The following is an 18860-nucleotide window of genomic DNA, read 5'->3' on the forward strand; positions in this document are numbered from 1 at the left end:
TGCCCAGGTTGAGCACCAATTGCAGCTTTTGCTCAACGAAGGTGTAGATCTCGGTGTAAGGCGGGATCGCCACGTCGGCTTCGGCAAAGCTGATCTTCAGGACGATGAAGAACGGCAGCGCAAAAAACAGGAACAGCCAGAGGAAAGGGATCCCGATGACCACATGCCGGCCACCGGGTGTTATTCGTTGCAGCTGGCGTTTGAACTTCTTCATGTTCATGAGCGAAGTACCACGCCGCTGTCGTCTTCCCACCACACGTACACCTGGTCACCCCAGGTTGGGCGCTGGCCACGGCGTTCGGCGTTGGCCACGAAGGACTGCACCAGCTTGCCGCTTGGCAGTTCCACGTAGAACACCGAATGGCCGCCCAGGTAGGCGATGTCGTGCACCTTGCCGCTGGACCAGTTGTGCTCGCAGGTCGGCATTTCGGTGGTGACCAGCAGCTTTTCCGGGCGGATCGCGTAGGTCACCGACTTGTCTTCCACCGAGGTGGCGATGCCGTAGCCCACGTAGATGTCGCGGTCCAGGTCCGGGCACTTGAGCACCGCGTGGCCTTCGGCGTCGTCCACCACTTGGGTGTCGAAAATGTTCACGTTGCCGATGAACTCGCACACCAGGCGGCTGGTTGGGGTTTCGTAGATGTCGATCGGGCTGCCGATCTGCGCGATCCAGCCCAGATGCATGATCGCGATGCGCTCGGCCATGGTCATGGCCTCTTCCTGGTCGTGGGTCACCATCACGCAGGTCACGCCCACGCGCTCGATGATTTCCACCAGTTCCAGCTGCATCTGCGAACGCAGCTTTTTGTCCAATGCGCCCATCGGCTCATCGAGCAGCAGCAGTTTCGGGCGCTTGGCCAGGGAACGTGCCAACGCCACACGCTGGCGCTGGCCACCGGACAGTTGGTGCGGCTTGCGCTTGGCGTACTGGCTCATCTGCACCAGCTTGAGCATCTCGGCCACGCGGGCGTCGACTTCAGCCTTGGGGATCTTGTCCTGTTGCAGGCCGAAGGCGATGTTCTGCGCCACGGTCATGTGTGGGAACAAGGCGTAGGACTGGAACATCATGTTGATCGGCCGCTCGTAGGGCGGCATGTCGGTGATGTCCACACCGTCGAGGTAGATGCGACCTTCCGTTGGGCGCTCGAAGCCTGCGAGCATGCGCAGCAGGGTGGATTTGCCCGAACCCGAGCCGCCGAGCAAGGCGAAGATCTCGCCTTTTTTGATTTCCAGGGACACATCGTCCACGGCAATCGTCTCGTCGAACTTCTTCGTGACCCGGTCGATTTTGACCAACACCTTTTTCGGTGTCTGGTCGCCCTCGAGGGCTTTCTTATAGGCGCCGGAGGCAACTGCCATTTACGAAACTCCCAACAAAATTTGAGGTTCGCCCAAGACGGGCAAAACCTTGGATAGTTTGAGCTTTACTTGCCCGTCTTGACCTTGGTCCAGCTACGGGTCATTAAACGTTGCACTTTCGGGGGTAGCTCGAAGTTGACGAACGTCCGGTCGAGAACCGCCTGCGGTGGGTAAACCGCTGCGTCAGTGCGTATCGATTGCTCCATCAGTTTGTCCGCGCCTGGGTTAGGGTTGGCGTAACCGACTTGATCACTGACCTGAGCGATCACCTCAGGTTGCAGTAAATAGTTGATGAAGGCGTGGGCCTCTTTGACGTTGGTGGCGTCCTTGGGAATCGCCAGGACGTCAAACCACAAATTGCCGCCTTCTTTGGGAATCGTGTAGGCGATGTTCACGCCTTTGCCAGCCTCGGCCGCACGGGCCTTGGCCTGGAACACATCACCGGAGAAACCGGCTGCCACGCAAATGTTGCCGTTGGCCAGGTCCGAGATGTATTTGGAAGAATGGAAATAGGTCACGTAGGGCCGCACTTTGAGCAGCTTCTCTTCGGCCTTCTTGTAGTCTTCAGGGTTGGTGCTGTTGGGGTTCAGGCCCATGTAGTTGAGCACCGCCGGCAGCATTTCATCGGCCGAGTCCATGAACGAAACGCCACAGGTGGCGAGCTTCTTCATGTTCTCCGGCTCGAACAGCACGGCCCAGGAGTCGATATGGTCGACGCCCAGCACTTCTTTGACTTTATCGACGTTGTAGCCAATGCCGTTGGTACCCCACAGGTACGGCACGGAATACTGGTTACCTGGATCGTTCTTTTCCAGGCGCTTCAGCAGCGCCGGGTCGAGGTTGGCATAGTTTGTCAGCAATGACTTATCGAGCTTCTGGAACGCGCCAGCCTTGATCTGCTTGCCGAGAAAATGGTTGGACGGCACCACCACGTCGTAACCGGTACGACCGGCGAGCAACTTGCCTTCCAGGGTTTCGTTGGAATCAAACACGTCATACACGGGCTTGATGCCTGTCGCCTTTTCAAAGTTGGCCAGGGTGTCCGGGCCAATGTAGTCCGACCAGTTATAAATATGCACCGTCGGTGCGGCCTGCACGCTCACAGCCAGCGTGATACCTGCACCCACCAGCATGGCTTTGCGAAATAAAGAAATTGGCAAGTGGAGGTCCTCTTAAATAGTTGGGCCTTAAAGTTGTTGCCCGGCAACAAAACCGGCGCGCAACTTACCCTCGATAAACCGATCCGGCAAAACTTTCTGTCATTTAATTTTTGTGAACGGGTTTGTGCAGGAGCGGGCAAGCCCGCTCCCACAGGTTTCAACGTTTATTTACCCGATTTGATCTTGGTCCAGCTGCGTGTCATTTCACGCTGGGTTGCAGCCGGCAAGTCAGCAATGGCGTAGAGCTTGGCCTGCACATCGGCTGGCGGGTAGATGCCCGGGTCGCTGGTGATGTCTTTGTCGACCAGTGCGGTAGCCTTCTCGTTACCGTTCGGGAAACGCACGCTGTTGGTGATCGAGGCCATGACTTCCGGCTTGAGCAGGTAGTTCATGAACTTGTAGGCGGCGTCGACGTTTTCGGCATCTTTAGGGATGGCGACCATGTCGAAGAAGCTGCCGGCGCCTTCTTTCGGAATGTCGTAGGCCACTTTGACCTTGCCACCGGCTTCAGCCGCGCGGGACTTGGCCTGCTGGATGTCACCCGAGTAACCCACGGCTACGCAGATGTTGCCGTTGGCCAGGTCCGAGATGTACTTGGACGAGTGGAAGTAGCCGATCGATGGACGCAGCTTGAGGAACAGGTCTTCAGCTTGCTTGAGGTCAGCTTTCTTCTGGGTGTCGGTCGGCAGGCCCAGGTAGTGCAGTGCCACCGGGAGCATTTCGGTTGGCGAATCAAGGAAGCTCACACCACAGCTTTTCAGCTTGGCGATGTTTTCAGGCTTGAGCAGCACGTCCCACGAGTCGATCTTGTCGATACCCAGTGCAGCCTTGACCTTCTCCGGGTTGTAGCCGATGCCGATCGAGCCCCACATGTACGGGAAGGCGTGCTTGTTGTCCGGGTCGCTGATCGACACGGCTTTGAGCAGGGATTTATTCAGGTTGTCGTAGTTAGTCAGCTTGGACTTGTCCAGCTCCTGATAGACACCGGCCTTGATCTGCTTGGCGAGGAAGTTGTTCGACGGCACGACGATGTCGTAACCGGACTTGCCTGCCAGCAACTTGGCTTCGAGGGTCTCGTTGCTGTCAAAAACGTCGTACACCACCTTGATGCCGGACTCTTTTTCAAAGTTGGCGATGGTGTCCGGTGCAATGTAGTCGGACCAGTTGTACACATGCAGGACTTTATCGTCTGCCTGGGCCGCGCCCGCCATTGCGCCCAACAGGGACAAGGCGAGGAGGGTCTTGCCAGCGTTCTTCAAACCTAATGCCTTCATTTGGTGATGCTCCAATTTTTCTTTTTTGGGCCACGTTCTTACAGTGTTAAGCGGCCCGTCTAAAGGGCAACAAAACAGGGCGACAGTCTGGCAAGTTCCGAGGCCGGCTTTCAACCAAAGCCTCATTTATAGCTGCTCAGAATGCAGCGCCCGAAAGCCGCTGCGTTCTGAGCCTAGCACTTAGCCCTGCAATGCCGCCAAAGTCAGGTCCAGGCAGTGGCGAGCCTTGGTCACCAGCTCGTCGATTTCCGCGTTGCTGATCACCAGCGGCGGCGAAATGATCATGGTGTCGCCCACGGCGCGCATGATCAGGCCATTCTCGAAGCAGAACGTGCGGCAGATCATGCCCACACCACGGCCTTCGTAACGTTTGCGCGTGGCCTTGTCCTGCACCAGCTCAATCGCCCCGAGCATGCCCACACCGCGCACTTCACCCACCAGCGGGTGATCAGCCAGTTCCCTCAGACGTTTCTGCAAATACGGTGCCGCTTCTTCGTGCACACGCTTAATGATTTTTTCATCGCGCATGATGCGGATGTTTTCCAGGGCCACGGCGGCGGCCACCGGGTGACCGGAATAGGTGAAGCCGTGGTTGAAATCGCCGCCTTCGTTGAGCACGGCAACCACGTCGTCGTGCACGATCAGGCCGCCCATGGGGATGTAACCCGAGGTCAGGCCTTTGGCGATGGTCATCATGTGCGGCTTGAGGTCGTAGAAATCACTGCCAAACCACTCACCGGTGCGGCCAAAACCGCAGATCACTTCGTCGGCGACGAACAGGATGTCGTACTTGGCGAGGATTTCCTTGATGCGCGGCCAGTAGGTCTCAGGCGGCACGATCACGCCACCGGCACCCTGGATCGGCTCGGCAATAAAGGCACCGACGTTGTCCACGCCCAGTTCCAGAATCTTTTCTTCCAACTGATTGGCAGCCCAGATCCCGAACTCTTCCGGGCTCATGTCGCCGCCGTCGCCATACCAGTACGGCTGGGCGATGTGGGTGATGCCCGGAATCGGCAGGTCGCCCTGTTCATGCATATAGGTCATGCCGCCCAGGCTCGCGCCGGCCACGGTGGAACCGTGGTAGCCATTCTTGCGGCTGATGATGGTTTTCTTGTTCGGCTGGCCCTTGACCGCCCAGTAGTGGCGGACCATGCGCAGCATGGTGTCGTTGCCTTCGGAGCCGGAACCGGTAAAGAACACGTGGTTCATGCCGGCAGGCGCGACATCGGCAATGACTTTGGCCAACTCCAGCACCGGCGGGTGCGCGGTCTGGAAGAACAGGTTGTAGTACGGCAGTTCTTTCATCTGCTTGGCGGCGGCGTCAGCCAGTTCATCGCGACCGTAACCGATCGCCACGCACCACAGGCCGGCCATGCCGTCGAGGATCTTGTTGCCTTCGCTGTCCCACAGGTAAACGCCGTGGGCTTTGGTGATGATCCGTGGGCCTTTCTCTTTCAATTGCTTGAAGTCGCTGAACGGCGCCAGGTGGTGATCATTGCTCAAGGCTTGCCATTCACGGGTTTGCGGGTTGTTGCTGGACATACCGGTCTCCTAGACTTTTTCGGTGAAGGGCGCGCGGGTTGCCCCGCGCGCCCGGCGCATCAGACGGCGAAGAGCAGGAATTCCCGCTCCCACGAACTGATCACGCGCTTGAAGTTTTCATGCTCGGCCCGCTTGACCGCGACGTAGCCTGTGATGAATTTCTGCCCCAGGTACTTCTCGATGGTCTTGCTGTTTTCCATGCGCTCCAGGGCGTCTTCGATGGTCAACGGCAGGCGCAGGTTGCGGCGCTCGTAACCACGACCCACTACAGGTGCGCTGGGGTTATGGCCTTCGACCATGCCGATGTAGCCACACAGCAAGCTGGCGGCAATCGCCAGGTACGGGTTGGCATCGGCGCCTGGCAGGCGGTTTTCGACACGGCGGTTCTGCGGGCCGGCATCCGGTACACGCAGGCCGACGGTGCGGTTCTCTTCGCCCCACTCCACGTTAACCGGCGCCGAGGTGTCGGGCAGGAAGCGGCGGAACGAGTTCACGTTGGGGGCAAACAGCGGCAGCAATTCAGGGATGAATTTCTGCAGGCCGCCAATGTGGTTCAGGAACAGCTGGCTCATGGTCCCGTCTTCATTAGAGAAGACGTTCTTGCCGGTAGCGATGTCGATGATGCTCTGGTGCAGGTGCATCGCGCTGCCCGGCTCGCCGGTCATCGGCTTGGCCATAAAGGTGGCGGCCACGTTGTGCTTGAGCGCGGCTTCACGCATGGTGCGCTTGAACACCAGGATCTGGTCGGCCAGGGACAAAGCATCGCCGTGACGGAAGTTGATTTCCATCTGCGCCGTGCCGTCCTCGTGAATCAGCGTGTCGAGGTCCAGCTCCTGCAGTTCGCACCAGTCGTAGACGTCTTCGAACAACGGGTCGAATTCGTTGGCGGCTTCTATAGAGAAGGACTGGCGGCCCGTCTCCGGGCGACCGGAACGGCCAATCGGCGGTTGCAACGGGAAGTCCGGGTCTTCGCAGCGCTTGGTCAGGTAGAACTCCATCTCCGGCGCCACGATCGGCTGCCAGCCCCGGTCGGAATAGAGCTTGAGTACCTTCTTGAGCACGTTGCGCGGCGACAGCTCGATGGGGTTGCCTTGTTTGTCGTAGGTGTCGTGGATCACCTGGGCGGTGGGCTCGATGGCCCAAGGCACCAGGAATACCGCGTTCTGGTCGGGGCGGCAGATCATGTCGATGTCGGCCGGGTCGAGCAATTCGTAATAGATGTCGTCTTCGACATAGTCGCCGGTCACGGTCTGCAACAGAACGCTCTCGGGCAGGCGCATGCCTTTTTCGGCGATGAACTTGTTGGTCGGCGAGATCTTGCCCCGGGTGATGCCCGTGAGGTCGCCAATCATGCATTCGACTTCTGTGATCTTGTGGTCTTTCAACCAATCGGTGAGCTGGTCGAGGTTGTTACTCATAAATGCCTCTGGGCTGTGTTTCCTGACATCCATTAAAGGTCAGGCGTTGGTTGACGCAGCATCCGCGTCGCGTTGCATCGCCCGCTTTCGACAAGCCGAGCCAAAGGCCTGGAAGATCGCGAGGTAGTGCGGGTTAGAGCTTACCTGCCATTCGGGGTGCCATTGCACTCCTAAAGCAAAAGCCTTGCCCGACGTGTAAGAAAAAGCTTCGATCAACCCATCGGGTGCGGTCGCTTCGACCTGCATACCCGGCGCCAGGCGATCAACGCCCTGGCTATGAATCGAGTTGACCTGGATCGTCGGCGGCAAACCCAGGCCTGCCAATACCCCATTGGGGGTAATCGCCACGGCGTGCGCCGGGCCGTACTGGACTTCCAGCGGCTGGGTCTCGTCTTCGCGGTGATCCATCATGCCCGGCACTTCATGAACCTTCTGGTGCAGGCTGCCGCCGAACGCCACGTTCATTTCCTGAAAGCCACGGCAGATGCCCAGCACCGGCACGCCGGCCGCAATCGCGGCGCGCAGCAACGGCAAGGTGGTCTGGTCGCGTGCAGAATCATGAGCAGTCCCGGGCGCGCTGGCCGGACCATCGTAGTGAAAGGGTTCGATATTGGACGGGGAGCCGGTAAAGAGAATGCCATCCAGGCCGTCAAGAATATTGGCCGGGTCGAGCAGATCACCCAAGGATGGAATGATCAATGGCAAGCCCTTGGCAGCGACTGCGACTGCACGGACGTATTTGTCGCCACTGATGTGATAAGCATGCAAACCGACCTGTTTGGAGCAGGCGGTGACGCCGATTAACGGCAGGCGAGACATGAAGCACCCCGGTATTATTGCTGTTATGGGTTTGAATCGAGCTTAGCCTTGTTCATTTTTTTACACAACACCCCCGTAAAAAATACAACACGGCCCGCTTTAGCCTGCTAGTCCCAAGCCCTTCAAACCCAAAAAACCGCCCCAAAAAGCCCCAAAAAAGGCCTCAAGGCGCTTTTTTAGGGCAAAAAAGGCCTCGCTTGACTTCGGCATGCCGTTCGGGTTGACTGAAACCAGAAAAGATCAATGATTGATATTTTTAACAACAAAGGTGTTGCATCATGTCGGTACCCCCGCGTGCCGTTCAGCTTAACGAAGCGAACGCGTTCCTTAAGGATCATCCTGAGGTTCTGTACGTAGACCTTCTAATTGCGGATATGAATGGTGTGGTGCGCGGTAAGCGCATCGAACGCACCAGCCTCCACAAGGTTTACGAGAAGGGCATTAACCTGCCTGCCTCTTTATTTGCCCTGGATATCAACGGCTCGACGGTGGAAAGCACCGGCCTGGGTCTGGACATCGGTGATGCTGACCGAATCTGTTATCCAATCCCCGACACCCTGTGCAATGAACCCTGGCAAAAGCGCCCAACCGCGCAACTGCTGATGACCATGCACGAACTTGAAGGTGAACCTTTCTTCGCCGATCCTCGCGAAGTGCTCCGCCAAGTTGTAAGCAAATTTGACGACCTCGGTCTGACCATCTGCGCCGCCTTCGAGCTTGAGTTCTACCTGATCGACCAGGAGAACGTGAACGGCCGCCCACAACCGCCCCGCTCGCCGATCTCCGGCAAACGCCCGCACTCGACACAGGTGTACCTGATCGACGACCTCGACGAATACGTCGACTGCCTCCAGGACATTCTGGAAGGTGCCAAAGAGCAAGGCATCCCGGCTGACGCCATCGTCAAGGAAAGTGCCCCGGCGCAGTTCGAAGTGAACCTGCACCACGTCGCCGACCCGATCAAGGCCTGCGACTACGCGGTACTGCTCAAGCGCCTGATCAAGAACATCGCCTACGACCATGAGATGGACACCACCTTCATGGCCAAGCCTTACCCAGGCCAGGCAGGCAACGGTTTGCACGTACACATCTCCATTTTGGACAAGGACGGCAAGAATATTTTTGCCAGCGAGGATCCCGAGCAGAACGCCGCATTGCGTCACGCGATCGGCGGTGTGCTCGAGACCCTGCCCGCCCAAATGGCGTTCCTGTGCCCCAACGTCAACTCCTACCGTCGTTTCGGCGCACAGTTCTACGTGCCGAACTCGCCGTGCTGGGGCCTGGATAACCGCACTGTGGCCATTCGCGTACCCACCGGCTCGTCCGATGCCGTGCGTATCGAACACCGCGTGGCCGGTGCCGACGCCAACCCGTACCTGCTGATGGCTTCGGTCTTGGCGGGCGTGCACCACGGTCTTACCAACAAGATCGAGCCTGGCGCTCCAGTGGAAGGCAACAGCTACGAGCAGAACGAACAGAGCCTGCCGAACAACCTGCGCGATGCATTGCGTGAGTTGGACGACAGCGAGGTGATGGCCAAGTACATCGATCCTAAATACATCGATATCTTCGTCGCCTGTAAGGAAAGTGAGCTGGAAGAGTTTGAACACTCCATCTCCGACCTTGAGTACAACTGGTATCTGCATACGGTGTAAGCCGTTGCTGCTTTAAAAAATGCCGCAGGCTTTATGGCCTGCGGCATTTTTTTGAGTTTATTCCGGTAGACCGCGTTGTATTCATCGCAGGCAAGCCAGCTCCCACACTTGAATGCGTTCACAGATCAAAGTGTGGGAGCTGGCTTGCCTGCGATGACGCCCTGGCAGACAACACACCCTCCTGCTCATACAATGCGCTCTGCCTTGTAGGAGACTTCCATGCCCACCCGCCCCGCCGCCACTCGCAAACCCCGCGCCCGCAGCCAGGCCCGGATCGATGCGATCCTCGACGCCGCCCGCACCTTGCTGGCGAGCGAAGGCGTGGCGAGCTTGTCGATCTACAGCGTGGCCGAACGGGCGCAGATCCCACCGTCGTCGGTGTATCACTTTTTCGCCAGCGTGCCGGCGCTGCTGGAGGCATTGACCGCCGATGTCCATGCCGCTTTCCGCGCGGCGATCCAGGCCCCCATCGAGCATGATTCACTCAAGGTGTGGCGCGACCTGTCCTCTATCGTCGAGCAACGCATGCTCAGCATCTACAGCAACGACGCGGCCGCACGCCAGTTGATCCTGGCGCAGCACGGGCTTGCCGAAGTGACCCAGGCGGACCGTCAGCATGATTTGGAGCTGGGGGATTTAATGCTTGACGTGTTCAACCGCCACTTCGAAGTGCCGACCTTGCCCACCGACGTGGACGTGTTCGCGCTGGCGCTGGAGTTGAGCGACCGCGTGTACGCGCGATCGGTGCATCAGCATGGGCAGATTACGCCGCGCATGGCCGAGGAAGGGATGCGGGTGTTTGATGCGTATGTGGGGCTTTATTTGCCGGCGTATTTGCCCAAGCGCTGATCGCTCCCACGCTCTGCGTGGGAATGCCGCCTGGGACGCTCCGCGTCCCGCCTGCATTGCGGTGACGCAGAGCGTCACGGGATGCATTACCACGCGGAGCGTGGGAACGATCAGTGGAGTGATCACAACTTGGCGATCGACACCTCGGTGGACTTCACAAAGGCAATCACTTCGCTGCCAATCACCAGTTCCAGCTCTTTGACCGAGCGAGTCGTGATCACCGAAGTCACGATGCCGGACGCGGTCTGCACGTCGATTTCCGACAGCACGTCGCCTTCGACGATTTCCTTGATGGTGCCTTTGAACTGGTTACGTACGTTGATGGCTTTGATAGTCATGATGGTTTTCCTCTATGAGTTATTGAGCCCAACGCAATTGCGTAGGCAGCGGTGAAACAGGTTCAGGTTCCGGCGGTGAGCCTGGCAGCGACAGCACCCGGTTAAGCACTTCAGCTTCCAGCGCGGCCAGGCGATGTGAGCCACGGGCACGCGGGCGTGGCAGGTCGACGATCAGGTCGAGGCCGATTTCGCCGTCTTCAATCAGAATCACGCGGTCAGCAATCGCCACGGCTTCGCTGACATCATGGGTGACCAGCAACACGGTGAAGCCGTGCTTCTGCCAAAGATTTTCGATCAGTTGCTGCATCTCGATGCGGGTCAGGGCGTCCAGCGCCCCCAACGGCTCATCGAGCAGCAACAGGCGCGGCTGGTGAATCAACGCGCGAGCCAGGGCCACGCGTTGCTTCTGGCCACCGGACAAGGCCGCCGGCCACTCATTGGCGCGCTCGGCCAAACCCACTGCCTCCAACGCTTCCAATGCCTTGGGACGCCAGTTGCCTTTAAGGCCCAGGCCCACGTTGTCGATGATTTTTTTCCACGGCAGCAAACGCGCTTCCTGGAACATCAACCGCGTGTCTTCAATCGCCTCGCTCAACGGCGCGGAGCCGGCCAGCAGCTCGCCGCCACTGGCTTTATCCAGGCCTGCGAGCAGACGCAGCAAGGTACTTTTGCCGCAGCCGCTGCGGCCGACCACGGCCACGAACTGACCGGCCGGAATGTGCAGATCAATCTCTTTGAGTACTTCCCGCGCACCAAAGGCCTTGCGCAATTTGCGCACCGCCAGCGGGATGCCCTTGAGCAGGCGCGGAGGTTGTTGAGCGGTCATGCCGCACCTCCTTTATTTACTTGGTAAGCCGGATGCCAGCGCAGCCACACACGCTCCAGGCCACGCGCCGCGAGGTCGGCGAGTTTGCCGAGGATGGCGTAGAGCACAATCGCCAGTACCACCACGTCGGTTTGCAGGAATTCGCGGGCGTTCATCGCCAGGTAACCGATGCCGGAACTGGCCGAGATGGTTTCCGCCACGATCAGCGTCAGCCACATAAAGCCCAGGGCGAAGCGCACGCCCACCAGAATCGAAGGCAACGCGCCCGGCAGGATCACTTGCCAGAACAGGCTGAAACCGGACAAACCGTAGCTGCGCGACATCTCCACCAGCGCCGGGTCGACGTTGCGGATGCCGTGGTAGGTATTCAGGTAAATCGGGAACAGCGTGCCGAGGGCGACCAGGAAAATCTTCGCGGTCTCGTCAATGCCGAACCACAAAATCACCAGCGGAATCAACGCCAGGTGCGGCACGTTGCGGATCATCTGCACCGAGCTGTCCAGCAGGCGCTCGCCCCACTTCGACAGGCCGGTGATAAAGCCCAGGGCCAAACCGATGCTGCCACCGATCACAAAGCCCAGCCCGGCACGCCAGCCGCTGATGGCCAGGTGCGTCCAGATTTCGCCGCTGCGTACCAGGTTGACGCCCGCTTCGATCACGGCGCTGGGCGCCGGCAGAATGCGCGTCGACAACCAGCCCGCCGACACCGACAACTGCCACACCGCCAGCAGTAAAATCGGCAGCACCCAGGGCGCAACACGATGACTTAATTTTTCAAAATCCATAATGGCGCCTCAGCTCTGCGACGCAGCTTTGGGAAGGATGTCGTTGGCGACCATTTCGCCGAACGGGCTGACGTAACCGGCGCTTTTTGGCAGCTCGGGACGCTCGATATCCAGGTGCGGGAACAACAGCTCGGCAACCCGATACGACTCTTCCAGGTGTGGGTAACCGGAGAAGATAAAAGTGTCGATGCCCAGCGCGGCGTATTCCTTGACCCGCGCCGCAACGGTTGGGCCATCACCCACCAGTGCAGTGCCCGCACCGCCACGCACCAGGCCGACACCGGCCCACAGGTTGGGGCTGACTTCGAGGTTGTCGCGGTTACCGCCGTGCAAGGCGGCCATGCGCTGCTGACCAACGGAATCGAAACGCGCCAGGGACGCCTGGGCGCGGGCGATGGTTTCGTCATCCAGATGGGAAATCAGTTTGTCGGCGGCTTTCCACGCGTCATCGTTGGTTTCGCGCACGATGACATGCAGGCGAATACCGAAGCGCACGGTGCGCCCAAGTTTTGCTGCCTTGGCCCGCACCTGCTCGATCTTTTCCGCGACGGCGGCCGGTGGTTCGCCCCAGGTCAACACCATTTCCACCTGTTCGGCTGCCAGGTCCTGGGCGGCTTCAGACGAGCCACCGAAGTACAGCGGCGGACGTGGCTGCTGGATCGGCGGGTAAAGCAATTTGGCGCCTTTGACACTGATGTGTTCGCCGTCGTAATCCACGGTTTCGCCTTCGAGCACGCGGCGCCAGATGCGGGTGAACTCCACCGAAGCCTGGTAACGCTCTTCATGGCTGAGGAACAAGCCATCGCCAGCCAGCTCTTCCGGATCACCGCCGGTGACCAGGTTGAACAAAGCCCGCCCGCCGGACAACCGGTCCAGGGTCGCGGCCTGACGCGCCGCCACCGTCGGGGAGATGATGCCGGGGCGCAGCGCGACAAGGAATTTCAGTCGCTGGGTTACCGGGATCAGCGAGGCGGCGACCAGCCACGAGTCTTCACAGGAGCGGCCGGTAGGAATCAGCACCCCGCCGAACCCCAGGCGGTCAGCCGCCTGGGCCACTTGCTGCAGATAACCGTGATCGACGGCGCGGGCGCCTTCGGCGGTGCCAAGGTAATGGCCGTCGCCGTGGGTAGGCAGGAACCAGAAAATATTGAGGCTCATGGAGTTGTCTCCTGAAGAAGTCGGATTACGGCGCTGTGGCGACGGCGGCGGATGGAGTCCAGATCACGTCCTTGATGCTCAAGGGTTTGGGGATCAATTTGAGCTGGTAGAAGGTGTCGGCGATTTTCTGCTGGGCGGCGACCACTTCCGGGGTCAGGAACAGCGCGCCGTAGCCTTGGCGCTTGACCGAGGTCAGGGTGATGTCCGCCGGCAAGCCGAGCAGTGGCGCGACTTGTTCGGTTACTTCCTGAGGGTTGGCCTTGGACCATTCGCCCACTGCGCGCACTTCTTCCACCAGCGCCTTGATCACGTCCGGGTGCTGCGTGGCGTAGGGCTTGGTGGCCAGGTAGAACTGGTGGTTGTCGGCAATGCCGGTGCCGTCACGCAGGGTGCGCGCTTGCAGTTGTTTCTCGGCGGCTGCCTGGTACGGGTCCCAGATCACCCAGGCATCGACGCTGCCACGCTCGAACGCGGCGCGGGCATCGGCGGGTGGCAGGAAGATGGTGTGCACGTCGGTGTATTTGAGGCCGGCATCTTCCAGGGCACGTACCAACAGGTAGTGCACGTTGGAGCCTTTGTTGAGCACGATTTTCTTGCCCTTGAGCTCGGCCACCGATTTGATCGTCGAATCCTTGGGCACCAGGATCGCTTCACTGGTCGGCGCGGGTGGCTCATAGGCGACGTAGAGCAAATCTGCACCCGCCGCCTGGGCGAACACGGGCGGCGTTTCGCCGGTGACACCAAAGTCGATCGCACCGACGTTCAGGCCTTCGAGCAACTGCGGGCCACCGGGGAATTCGGTCCATTGCACTTGCACGCCCTGGGCGGCCAGGCGTTTTTCCAGCGAGCCCTTGGCTTTGAGCAGCACCAGCGTGCCGTACTTCTGATAACCGATCCGCAACGTCTCGGCGGCCTGGGCTTGAACAATGGCGCCGAAGGACACAGCCGCAGCAAACAGTGCGACCAGACCACGACGCAAGATGACAGTGCGCATGGCGCTCTCTCCAAATAATGCGATGAGGGGGTTGGCTGCACCTGCTTGGCCGTTGGCGGCTGAGTAAGGTGAGTACTACAAAATCCGGTACGGCTTAAATGCTCCAGCGAGCACTCAACAAACGTTCATTCAACACATTGGGGTCCAGCGGTTTGGGGCGACGGGCCATGGCGCCATACAGCGTCTCGAGGGCCTCGTGCAGTCGCTGCTCAAGCACCGGCACCAGTTGCGCCTGGGCACTGCCTTCGGCGTAAGCGATCTGGCTGTCTTCGGCAAAGATGCCGTGGAGCAGTTCCTGGGCCTTGAGGGCCGACAGCACCGGCTTCAAGGCGTAGTCCACCGCCAGCATGTGGGCAATGCTGCCGCCGGTGGCCATTGGCAACACGATCTTGTGGGCCAGGGCGCGCTCGGGCAGCAGGTCGAGTACGGTTTTCAGCGCGCCGGAAAACGAGGCCTTGTACACCGGCGTGGCGATGACCAGGCCGTCGGCATTGGCGATTTGCTGCAACAGGTCGATGACTTTGGGGCTGTCGAAGCGGGCGTGCAGCAAGTCTTCGGCGGGGAAGTCCCGTATCTGATAACTCACCACTTCCACGCCTTTGTCTTGCAGCCACTGACGGGTTTTTTCCAGCAAGACCCCGGAGCGCGAACGCTGGCTGGGGCTGCCTCCAAGTGTTACGACCAGCATGCAGGTATTCCTTGGGCAAGTGTCGGCGGTTCGCTGGGTGGCGATGTCGCCAAGATGGAACAGACCCTATCAGCATATTTATATATCTTAAAATCTTATTTTTTCATTTGTTTATTCTATAAATGCATATGCCGTCGATTAATCTCAAGGCGAAAAAAAAGGCCGTCGAAACGGCCTGAAAACCCCTGCTATGTGAGACTGGAAATACCGACAAATGTGGGAGCGGGCTTGCTCGCGAATGCTGACTTTCAGTTGATGCATCTTTGAATGACACACCGCTTTCGCGAGCAAGCCCGCTCCCACATTTAGTTCTGCGTTAACGGTTAGGCTGTGGGGTTAGCCGCAAGTACGGCTTCACCGCACGGTAGCCCTTCGGAAAGCGCTGCTTGATCTCTTCCTCGTCCTTGAGCGACGGCACAATCACCACTTCATCGCCGTCCTGCCAGTTGGCGGGCGTGGCGACCTTGTGGTTGTCGGTCAGCTGCAACGAGTCGATGACCCGCAGGATTTCGTGGAAGTTACGGCCGGTGCTGGCCGGGTAAGTGATGGTCAGGCGAATCTTCTTGTTCGGGTCGATCACGAACAAGGAACGCACGGTGAGCGTGTCACTGGCATTCGGGTGGATCAGGTCGTAGAGGTCCGACACCTTGCGATCGGCATCGGCCAGGATCGGGAAGTTGACGACGGTGTTCTGGGTTTCGTTGATGTCTTCGATCCACTTGTGGTGCGAGTCCACCGGGTCGACCGACAGGGCAATGGCCTTGACGCCACGCTGCGCGAATTCGTCCTTGAGCTTGGCGGTAAAGCCCAGCTCCGTGGTGCACACCGGAGTGAAGTCCGCGGGATGGGAAAACAACACGCCCCAGCTATCGCCCAGCCATTCGTGGAAACGAATCTTGCCGGCGCTGGAATCCTGTTCAAAGTCGGGGGCGATGTCGCCCAGTCTTAGGCTCATGGTGTGGCTCCTGGTGAGTGCTTATGGAGCCCACTGTGCATGGGTTAGGAATTATTTAAAAAGAATAAATATCGATTTATCTAGACGATAAAGGAATATTAAAAATCTGTTCATTGGACTTGGGAACGGGCGAGGATCAACATCCATCACAAGGTTCGAGAAGGCCTTGAGACGCTGTACAAAGAGGGGTTTCAGGAAGGGCTTGCGGGGGTTGAGCCCGACTTGAAAAGCAAGACACCTTGCCCGGCGTTGCGCCGGGCAAGGTTTACAGTCTTACAACAGCTTCACACTACTAGAACAGTGGCAGCGAGTAGCTGACGATCAGACGGTTTTCGTCCTGGGAACGGGTGTTCGCCAGGTCGGTACGCCACATCGCGTTTTTCCAGGCAACGCCGAGGTTTTTCAGCGGGCCTTCTGGAATCACGTAGGCAACGGTGATGTCGCGTTCCCACTCGGACTGGCCAGTGGTTTCAGTACGTGCGTTAGTGTTCGCGATGGTGTCGATGTTGCTACCTTTGAGGTACACAACGCCAGCCGTCAGGCCAGGTACGCCAACCTTGGCGAAGTCATAAGCGTAACGAGCTTGCCAGGTACGCTCGCCAGCACGGGCGAACTTCTGGATCTGCATGTCGGTAGTGATGTAAGCCGACGAGCCGTCACCTTGGTTCAGCCAAGGGAAGTCGCTGCTGCCATTGCTGACTTGGTAACCGCCACCAAAGGTGTGGCCGGCCACGGAGTACAGGAAAAGGCCGCTGTACAGGTTGTTGTCGACTTTACCCTTACCGGCACGGAAACCGTTGTAGTTACCGCTGGTGTAGTAGGCAGCCGTATTACCGTTCAGGCCGTCGTCAGAACTGTTGAAATAACGCAGGTCAGACTTCAATACGCCCGGGCCGATCGACCAGTTATGGGTCAGACCCAGGAAGTGCTGCTTGTAGAAGTCTTCCAGGTTGCCGTAGTAGTACTGTGCGGTCAGATCTTTGGTGAGCTTGTAGTCACCACCGGCATAGTAGAACTTGTTGACGAACTTGCCTGCGGTGTAGTTCGAGCCACCGTTGGCACCACCCAGCGACAAACCTTCGTTGTTGCTGGAGTTACGGCCTTTGGCATGCTCAATCTGACCGGCAACCAGGGTCAAATCCTTGATGTCGTTGGTAGTGATCTGGCCACCCTGGAAGGTCTGCGGCAGCATACGACCATCGTTGGTCACGATAACTGGCAGCTTAGGCTGCAACGTACCCAGTTTCAGTTCGGTTTGGGAGATCTTCACCTTACCGGTCACACCGAGGCTGGCGAAATCGTTGACCGCGCGATTGCCGTCGCTTGGGAACACAGTACCGCCGGACGAAGTACCGGTGATGTTACCGCTGGTGCCGCGGCCAGAATCGAGGCGCACGCCGTACAGGCCGATTGCATCAACGCCGAACTGAACCGTGCCTTGGGTATAGCCCGAAATGAATCGCAGATCGAAGCCTTGGCCCCATTCTTCGTTCCTGGACGGGTCTGCAGCACCATCACGGTTATCCGTGTTGATGTAGAAGTTACGCAGGCCCAGTGTGGCCTTACTGTCTTCGATGAAACCGGCAGCGCCTGCTTGCTGAGCGATTGCGCCCAGGGTCACAGCCAACGCCAAGGTGGACTTCTTCATGTACCGCTCCTCTCATTTCTAATTTTTGTATTTCTTTGGTCTCGGGTCTGACGCCCTCGATCCACAGATGCGCGATTAGCGCCAGATAGTGACTACCAAGTCAATCGTAACCTTGTGTGTCTACTACCTTCGTCTAACCGCAGTTGATTTGGTCCCTGCAGGGTAATGAGTTTTTCATACACCCAAAAAGAATTGTTTCATTCTTTTTCATACGATTCAGGAATAAGCCTCAGCAGGCAGTGAGTCGATCAGCATAGATCAACCGCTCCATAAGCTAATTCCTAAAGGGTATTTACCAGCCTTTTTTTAGATCGATTAGTGTGATCGTACTGTTGCATACGTCACCCACGATCAAAAAGGCGACGCCATCATGGCCAAACGCACATCCTCCCGTCAATTTGTTACAGTTTTTGTGTCACTAATACTTTCTTTTGGTGTCAAAGCCGCCGATTTGACCATCGGCTATCAAACCGGCATCGACCCCAGCAAAGTCCCCCAGGCTGACGGCCTCTATGAAAAGGCCATCGGCGAGAACATCGCCTGGCGCCGTTTCAACAGCGGCCCTGAAGTGGTCACCGCTATCGCCTCCGGCGATGTGCAAATCGGCAATCTCGGTTCCAGCCCCCTTGCAGCAGCGGCGTCACGTAATCTACCGATCGTGGCGTTTATCGTATCGGCGCAGATCAACACTTCTGAAGCCCTGGTGGTACGCAACGGTAGTGGCATCGACAAACCCGCAGACCTGGTGGGTAAAACCATCGCCACCCCGTTCGTCTCGACCTCCCATTACAGCCTGCTCGGTGCGCTGAAGCACTGGGGCCTGGACACTCAAAAAGTCAAAGTGGTGAACCTGCAACCGGCAGAAATCGCCGCCGCGTGGAAACGTGGCGATATCGACGGCGCATTCGTGTGGTCACCGGCGCTGGGGGAGATCCGCAAGACCGGAAAAACCCTGACCGACGCGGCCCAGGTGGGTCAGTGGGGCGCGCCGACGTTCGAAGTGTGGGTGGCGCGCAAGGATTTCGCGCAAAAACATCCTGACGTAGTGGCCAAGTTTGCCAAGGTCACGCTGGATTCGTTTGCTGACTATGCGGCCCATAAAGACCGCTGGACCGTCGATTCCGAACCTGTGCAAAAAATCGCCAAATTGACAGGTGCGAATGCCGCCGATATTCCTGAACTGTTGGCCGGCACCACCTTCCCGGATGCCCAGGCACAGCAGACCGAGGCACTGCTTAAAGGCGGCACCGCGAAGGCGATTGGGGAGACGGCGAAGTTTTTGAAGGAACAGGGGAAGGTCGAAACGGTGCTGCCGGATTACTCGGCCTTTGTGACCGATAAATTCATCAAAGAATAAATGCAGTCCCCTGTGGGAGCTGGCTTGCCTGC

The 18860-nt window shown here is 58.5% G+C and carries 17 protein-coding genes and 1 pseudogene; 3 read left to right on the forward strand and 15 right to left on the reverse strand.

The genetic code is table 11. The features are described 5' to 3' along the window. From HBO41_RS23880 to HBO41_RS23910, 7 genes and pseudogenes are all read right to left on the reverse strand, one after another. Nucleotides 1–220 (reverse strand): annotated as a pseudogene (locus tag HBO41_RS23880) (putrescine ABC transporter permease PotH); the annotation flags it as partial. Continuing rightward, nucleotides 217–1359 (reverse strand): ABC transporter ATP-binding protein, encoded by a 1143-nt coding sequence (locus HBO41_RS23885; protein WP_003195240.1) that lies wholly within the window; start codon nt 1357–1359, stop codon nt 217–219. The gene HBO41_RS23885 and the pseudogene HBO41_RS23880, both read right to left, overlap by 4 nt. Before the next feature lie 65 nt (nt 1360–1424). Beyond that, entirely contained in the window at nt 1425–2519 is a 1095-nt protein-coding gene (locus HBO41_RS23890; protein WP_017139531.1) for a polyamine ABC transporter substrate-binding protein, read from the reverse strand. Nucleotides 2520–2683: 164 nt separating this feature from the next. Beyond that, entirely contained in the window at nt 2684–3778 is a 1095-nt protein-coding gene (locus HBO41_RS23895) for a polyamine ABC transporter substrate-binding protein (RefSeq protein WP_058421218.1), read from the reverse strand. A 195-nt stretch (nt 3779–3973) separates the two neighbouring features. Continuing rightward, a complete protein-coding gene (locus tag HBO41_RS23900; RefSeq protein ID WP_017139533.1) occupies nt 3974–5338 on the reverse strand; it encodes an aspartate aminotransferase family protein in 1365 nt (454 codons plus the stop codon). Between the two features lie 59 nt (nt 5339–5397). Then, on the reverse strand, nt 5398–6756 hold the full coding sequence (locus HBO41_RS23905) for a glutamine synthetase family protein (protein ID WP_017139534.1): 1359 nt from the start codon (nt 6754–6756) through the stop codon (nt 5398–5400). 39 nt (nt 6757–6795) lie between these two features. Then, nucleotides 6796–7575 carry a gamma-glutamyl-gamma-aminobutyrate hydrolase family protein gene (locus HBO41_RS23910; protein ID WP_017139535.1) on the reverse strand — a complete coding sequence of 260 codons (780 nt, stop codon included), beginning with the start codon at nt 7573–7575 and terminating at the stop codon, nt 6796–6798. A 278-nt stretch (nt 7576–7853) separates the two neighbouring features. On the opposite strand from HBO41_RS23910, the gene HBO41_RS23915 reads away from it, so the two are divergent. Beyond that, nucleotides 7854–9230 (forward strand): glutamine synthetase family protein, encoded by a 1377-nt coding sequence (locus tag HBO41_RS23915; RefSeq protein ID WP_003213894.1) that lies wholly within the window; start codon nt 7854–7856, stop codon nt 9228–9230. 219 nt (nt 9231–9449) lie between these two features. Further along, nucleotides 9450–10079, forward strand: coding sequence for a TetR/AcrR family transcriptional regulator (locus HBO41_RS23920; protein WP_169987989.1), 630 nt, complete (start codon nt 9450–9452; stop codon nt 10077–10079). A 122-nt stretch (nt 10080–10201) separates the two neighbouring features. Here the strand turns inward: HBO41_RS23920 and HBO41_RS23925 are convergent, their stop codons facing one another. From HBO41_RS23925 to HBO41_RS23960, 8 genes are all read right to left on the reverse strand, one after another. Continuing rightward, nucleotides 10202–10417 carry a molybdopterin-binding protein gene (locus tag HBO41_RS23925; RefSeq protein ID WP_003213899.1) on the reverse strand — a complete coding sequence of 72 codons (216 nt, stop codon included), beginning with the start codon at nt 10415–10417 and terminating at the stop codon, nt 10202–10204. Nucleotides 10418–10436: 19 nt separating this feature from the next. Then, nucleotides 10437–11243: an aliphatic sulfonates ABC transporter ATP-binding protein gene (ssuB, locus tag HBO41_RS23930; RefSeq protein ID WP_017139537.1), complete on the reverse strand. Its 807-nt coding sequence runs from the start codon at nt 11241–11243 to the stop codon at nt 10437–10439. After that, nucleotides 11240–12028, reverse strand: a complete 789-nt coding sequence (gene ssuC, locus HBO41_RS23935; RefSeq protein ID WP_017139538.1) for an aliphatic sulfonate ABC transporter permease SsuC — start codon at nt 12026–12028, stop codon at nt 11240–11242. The genes ssuB and ssuC overlap by 4 nt, the downstream gene beginning before the upstream one ends. A 9-nt stretch (nt 12029–12037) precedes the next feature. Further along, nucleotides 12038–13186 carry an FMNH2-dependent alkanesulfonate monooxygenase gene (gene ssuD, locus HBO41_RS23940; protein ID WP_099550303.1) on the reverse strand — a complete coding sequence of 383 codons (1149 nt, stop codon included), beginning with the start codon at nt 13184–13186 and terminating at the stop codon, nt 12038–12040. A 25-nt stretch (nt 13187–13211) separates the two neighbouring features. Then, nucleotides 13212–14180 carry a sulfonate ABC transporter substrate-binding protein gene (locus HBO41_RS23945; protein ID WP_138454184.1) on the reverse strand — a complete coding sequence of 323 codons (969 nt, stop codon included), beginning with the start codon at nt 14178–14180 and terminating at the stop codon, nt 13212–13214. Between the two features lie 94 nt (nt 14181–14274). Beyond that, entirely contained in the window at nt 14275–14868 is a 594-nt protein-coding gene (gene ssuE / locus HBO41_RS23950; protein WP_056860738.1) for an NADPH-dependent FMN reductase, read from the reverse strand. 316 nt (nt 14869–15184) lie between these two features. Further along, nucleotides 15185–15823 carry a peroxiredoxin gene (locus HBO41_RS23955; RefSeq protein ID WP_017139542.1) on the reverse strand — a complete coding sequence of 213 codons (639 nt, stop codon included), beginning with the start codon at nt 15821–15823 and terminating at the stop codon, nt 15185–15187. Between the two features lie 292 nt (nt 15824–16115). Continuing rightward, entirely contained in the window at nt 16116–17471 is a 1356-nt protein-coding gene (locus tag HBO41_RS23960) for an OprD family porin (RefSeq protein ID WP_017139543.1), read from the reverse strand. 370 nt (nt 17472–17841) lie between these two features. Between HBO41_RS23960 and tauA the strand changes: the two genes are divergently transcribed. After that, on the forward strand, nt 17842–18828 hold the full coding sequence (gene tauA / locus HBO41_RS23965; protein WP_169987991.1) for a taurine ABC transporter substrate-binding protein: 987 nt from the start codon (nt 17842–17844) through the stop codon (nt 18826–18828). Nucleotides 18829–18860 lie beyond the last annotated feature (32 nt).

Source organism: Pseudomonas sp. WS 5146, assembly GCF_012985495.1.
GTDB classification, from domain to species: domain Bacteria; phylum Pseudomonadota; class Gammaproteobacteria; order Pseudomonadales; family Pseudomonadaceae; genus Aquipseudomonas; species Aquipseudomonas edaphica.

Excerpts from the sequence above, each read along its gene's own strand:
- HBO41_RS23910 (WP_017139535.1), bottom strand. The coding sequence starts at position 7,575 with ATGTCTCGCCTGCCGTTAATCGGCGTCACCGCCTGCTCCAAACAGGTC.
- HBO41_RS23885 (WP_003195240.1), bottom strand. The coding sequence starts at position 1,359 with ATGGCAGTTGCCTCCGGCGCCTATAAGAAAGCCCTCGAGGGCGACCAG.
- HBO41_RS23925 (WP_003213899.1), bottom strand. The coding sequence starts at position 10,417 with ATGACTATCAAAGCCATCAACGTACGTAACCAGTTCAAAGGCACCATC.
- HBO41_RS23945 (WP_138454184.1), bottom strand. The coding sequence starts at position 14,180 with ATGCGCACTGTCATCTTGCGTCGTGGTCTGGTCGCACTGTTTGCTGCG.
- ssuD (WP_099550303.1), bottom strand. The coding sequence starts at position 13,186 with ATGAGCCTCAATATTTTCTGGTTCCTGCCTACCCACGGCGACGGCCAT.
- HBO41_RS23900 (WP_017139533.1), bottom strand. The coding sequence starts at position 5,338 with ATGTCCAGCAACAACCCGCAAACCCGTGAATGGCAAGCCTTGAGCAAT.
- HBO41_RS23960 (WP_017139543.1), bottom strand. The coding sequence starts at position 17,471 with ATGAAGAAGTCCACCTTGGCGTTGGCTGTGACCCTGGGCGCAATCGCT.
- HBO41_RS23920 (WP_169987989.1), top strand. The coding sequence starts at position 9,450 with ATGCCCACCCGCCCCGCCGCCACTCGCAAACCCCGCGCCCGCAGCCAG.
- ssuE (WP_056860738.1), bottom strand. The coding sequence starts at position 14,868 with ATGCTGGTCGTAACACTTGGAGGCAGCCCCAGCCAGCGTTCGCGCTCC.
- HBO41_RS23905 (WP_017139534.1), bottom strand. The coding sequence starts at position 6,756 with ATGAGTAACAACCTCGACCAGCTCACCGATTGGTTGAAAGACCACAAG.
- tauA (WP_169987991.1), top strand. The coding sequence starts at position 17,842 with ATGGCCAAACGCACATCCTCCCGTCAATTTGTTACAGTTTTTGTGTCA.
- HBO41_RS23955 (WP_017139542.1), bottom strand. The coding sequence starts at position 15,823 with ATGAGCCTAAGACTGGGCGACATCGCCCCCGACTTTGAACAGGATTCC.
- ssuC (WP_017139538.1), bottom strand. The coding sequence starts at position 12,028 with ATGGATTTTGAAAAATTAAGTCATCGTGTTGCGCCCTGGGTGCTGCCG.
- ssuB (WP_017139537.1), bottom strand. The coding sequence starts at position 11,243 with ATGACCGCTCAACAACCTCCGCGCCTGCTCAAGGGCATCCCGCTGGCG.
- HBO41_RS23915 (WP_003213894.1), top strand. The coding sequence starts at position 7,854 with ATGTCGGTACCCCCGCGTGCCGTTCAGCTTAACGAAGCGAACGCGTTC.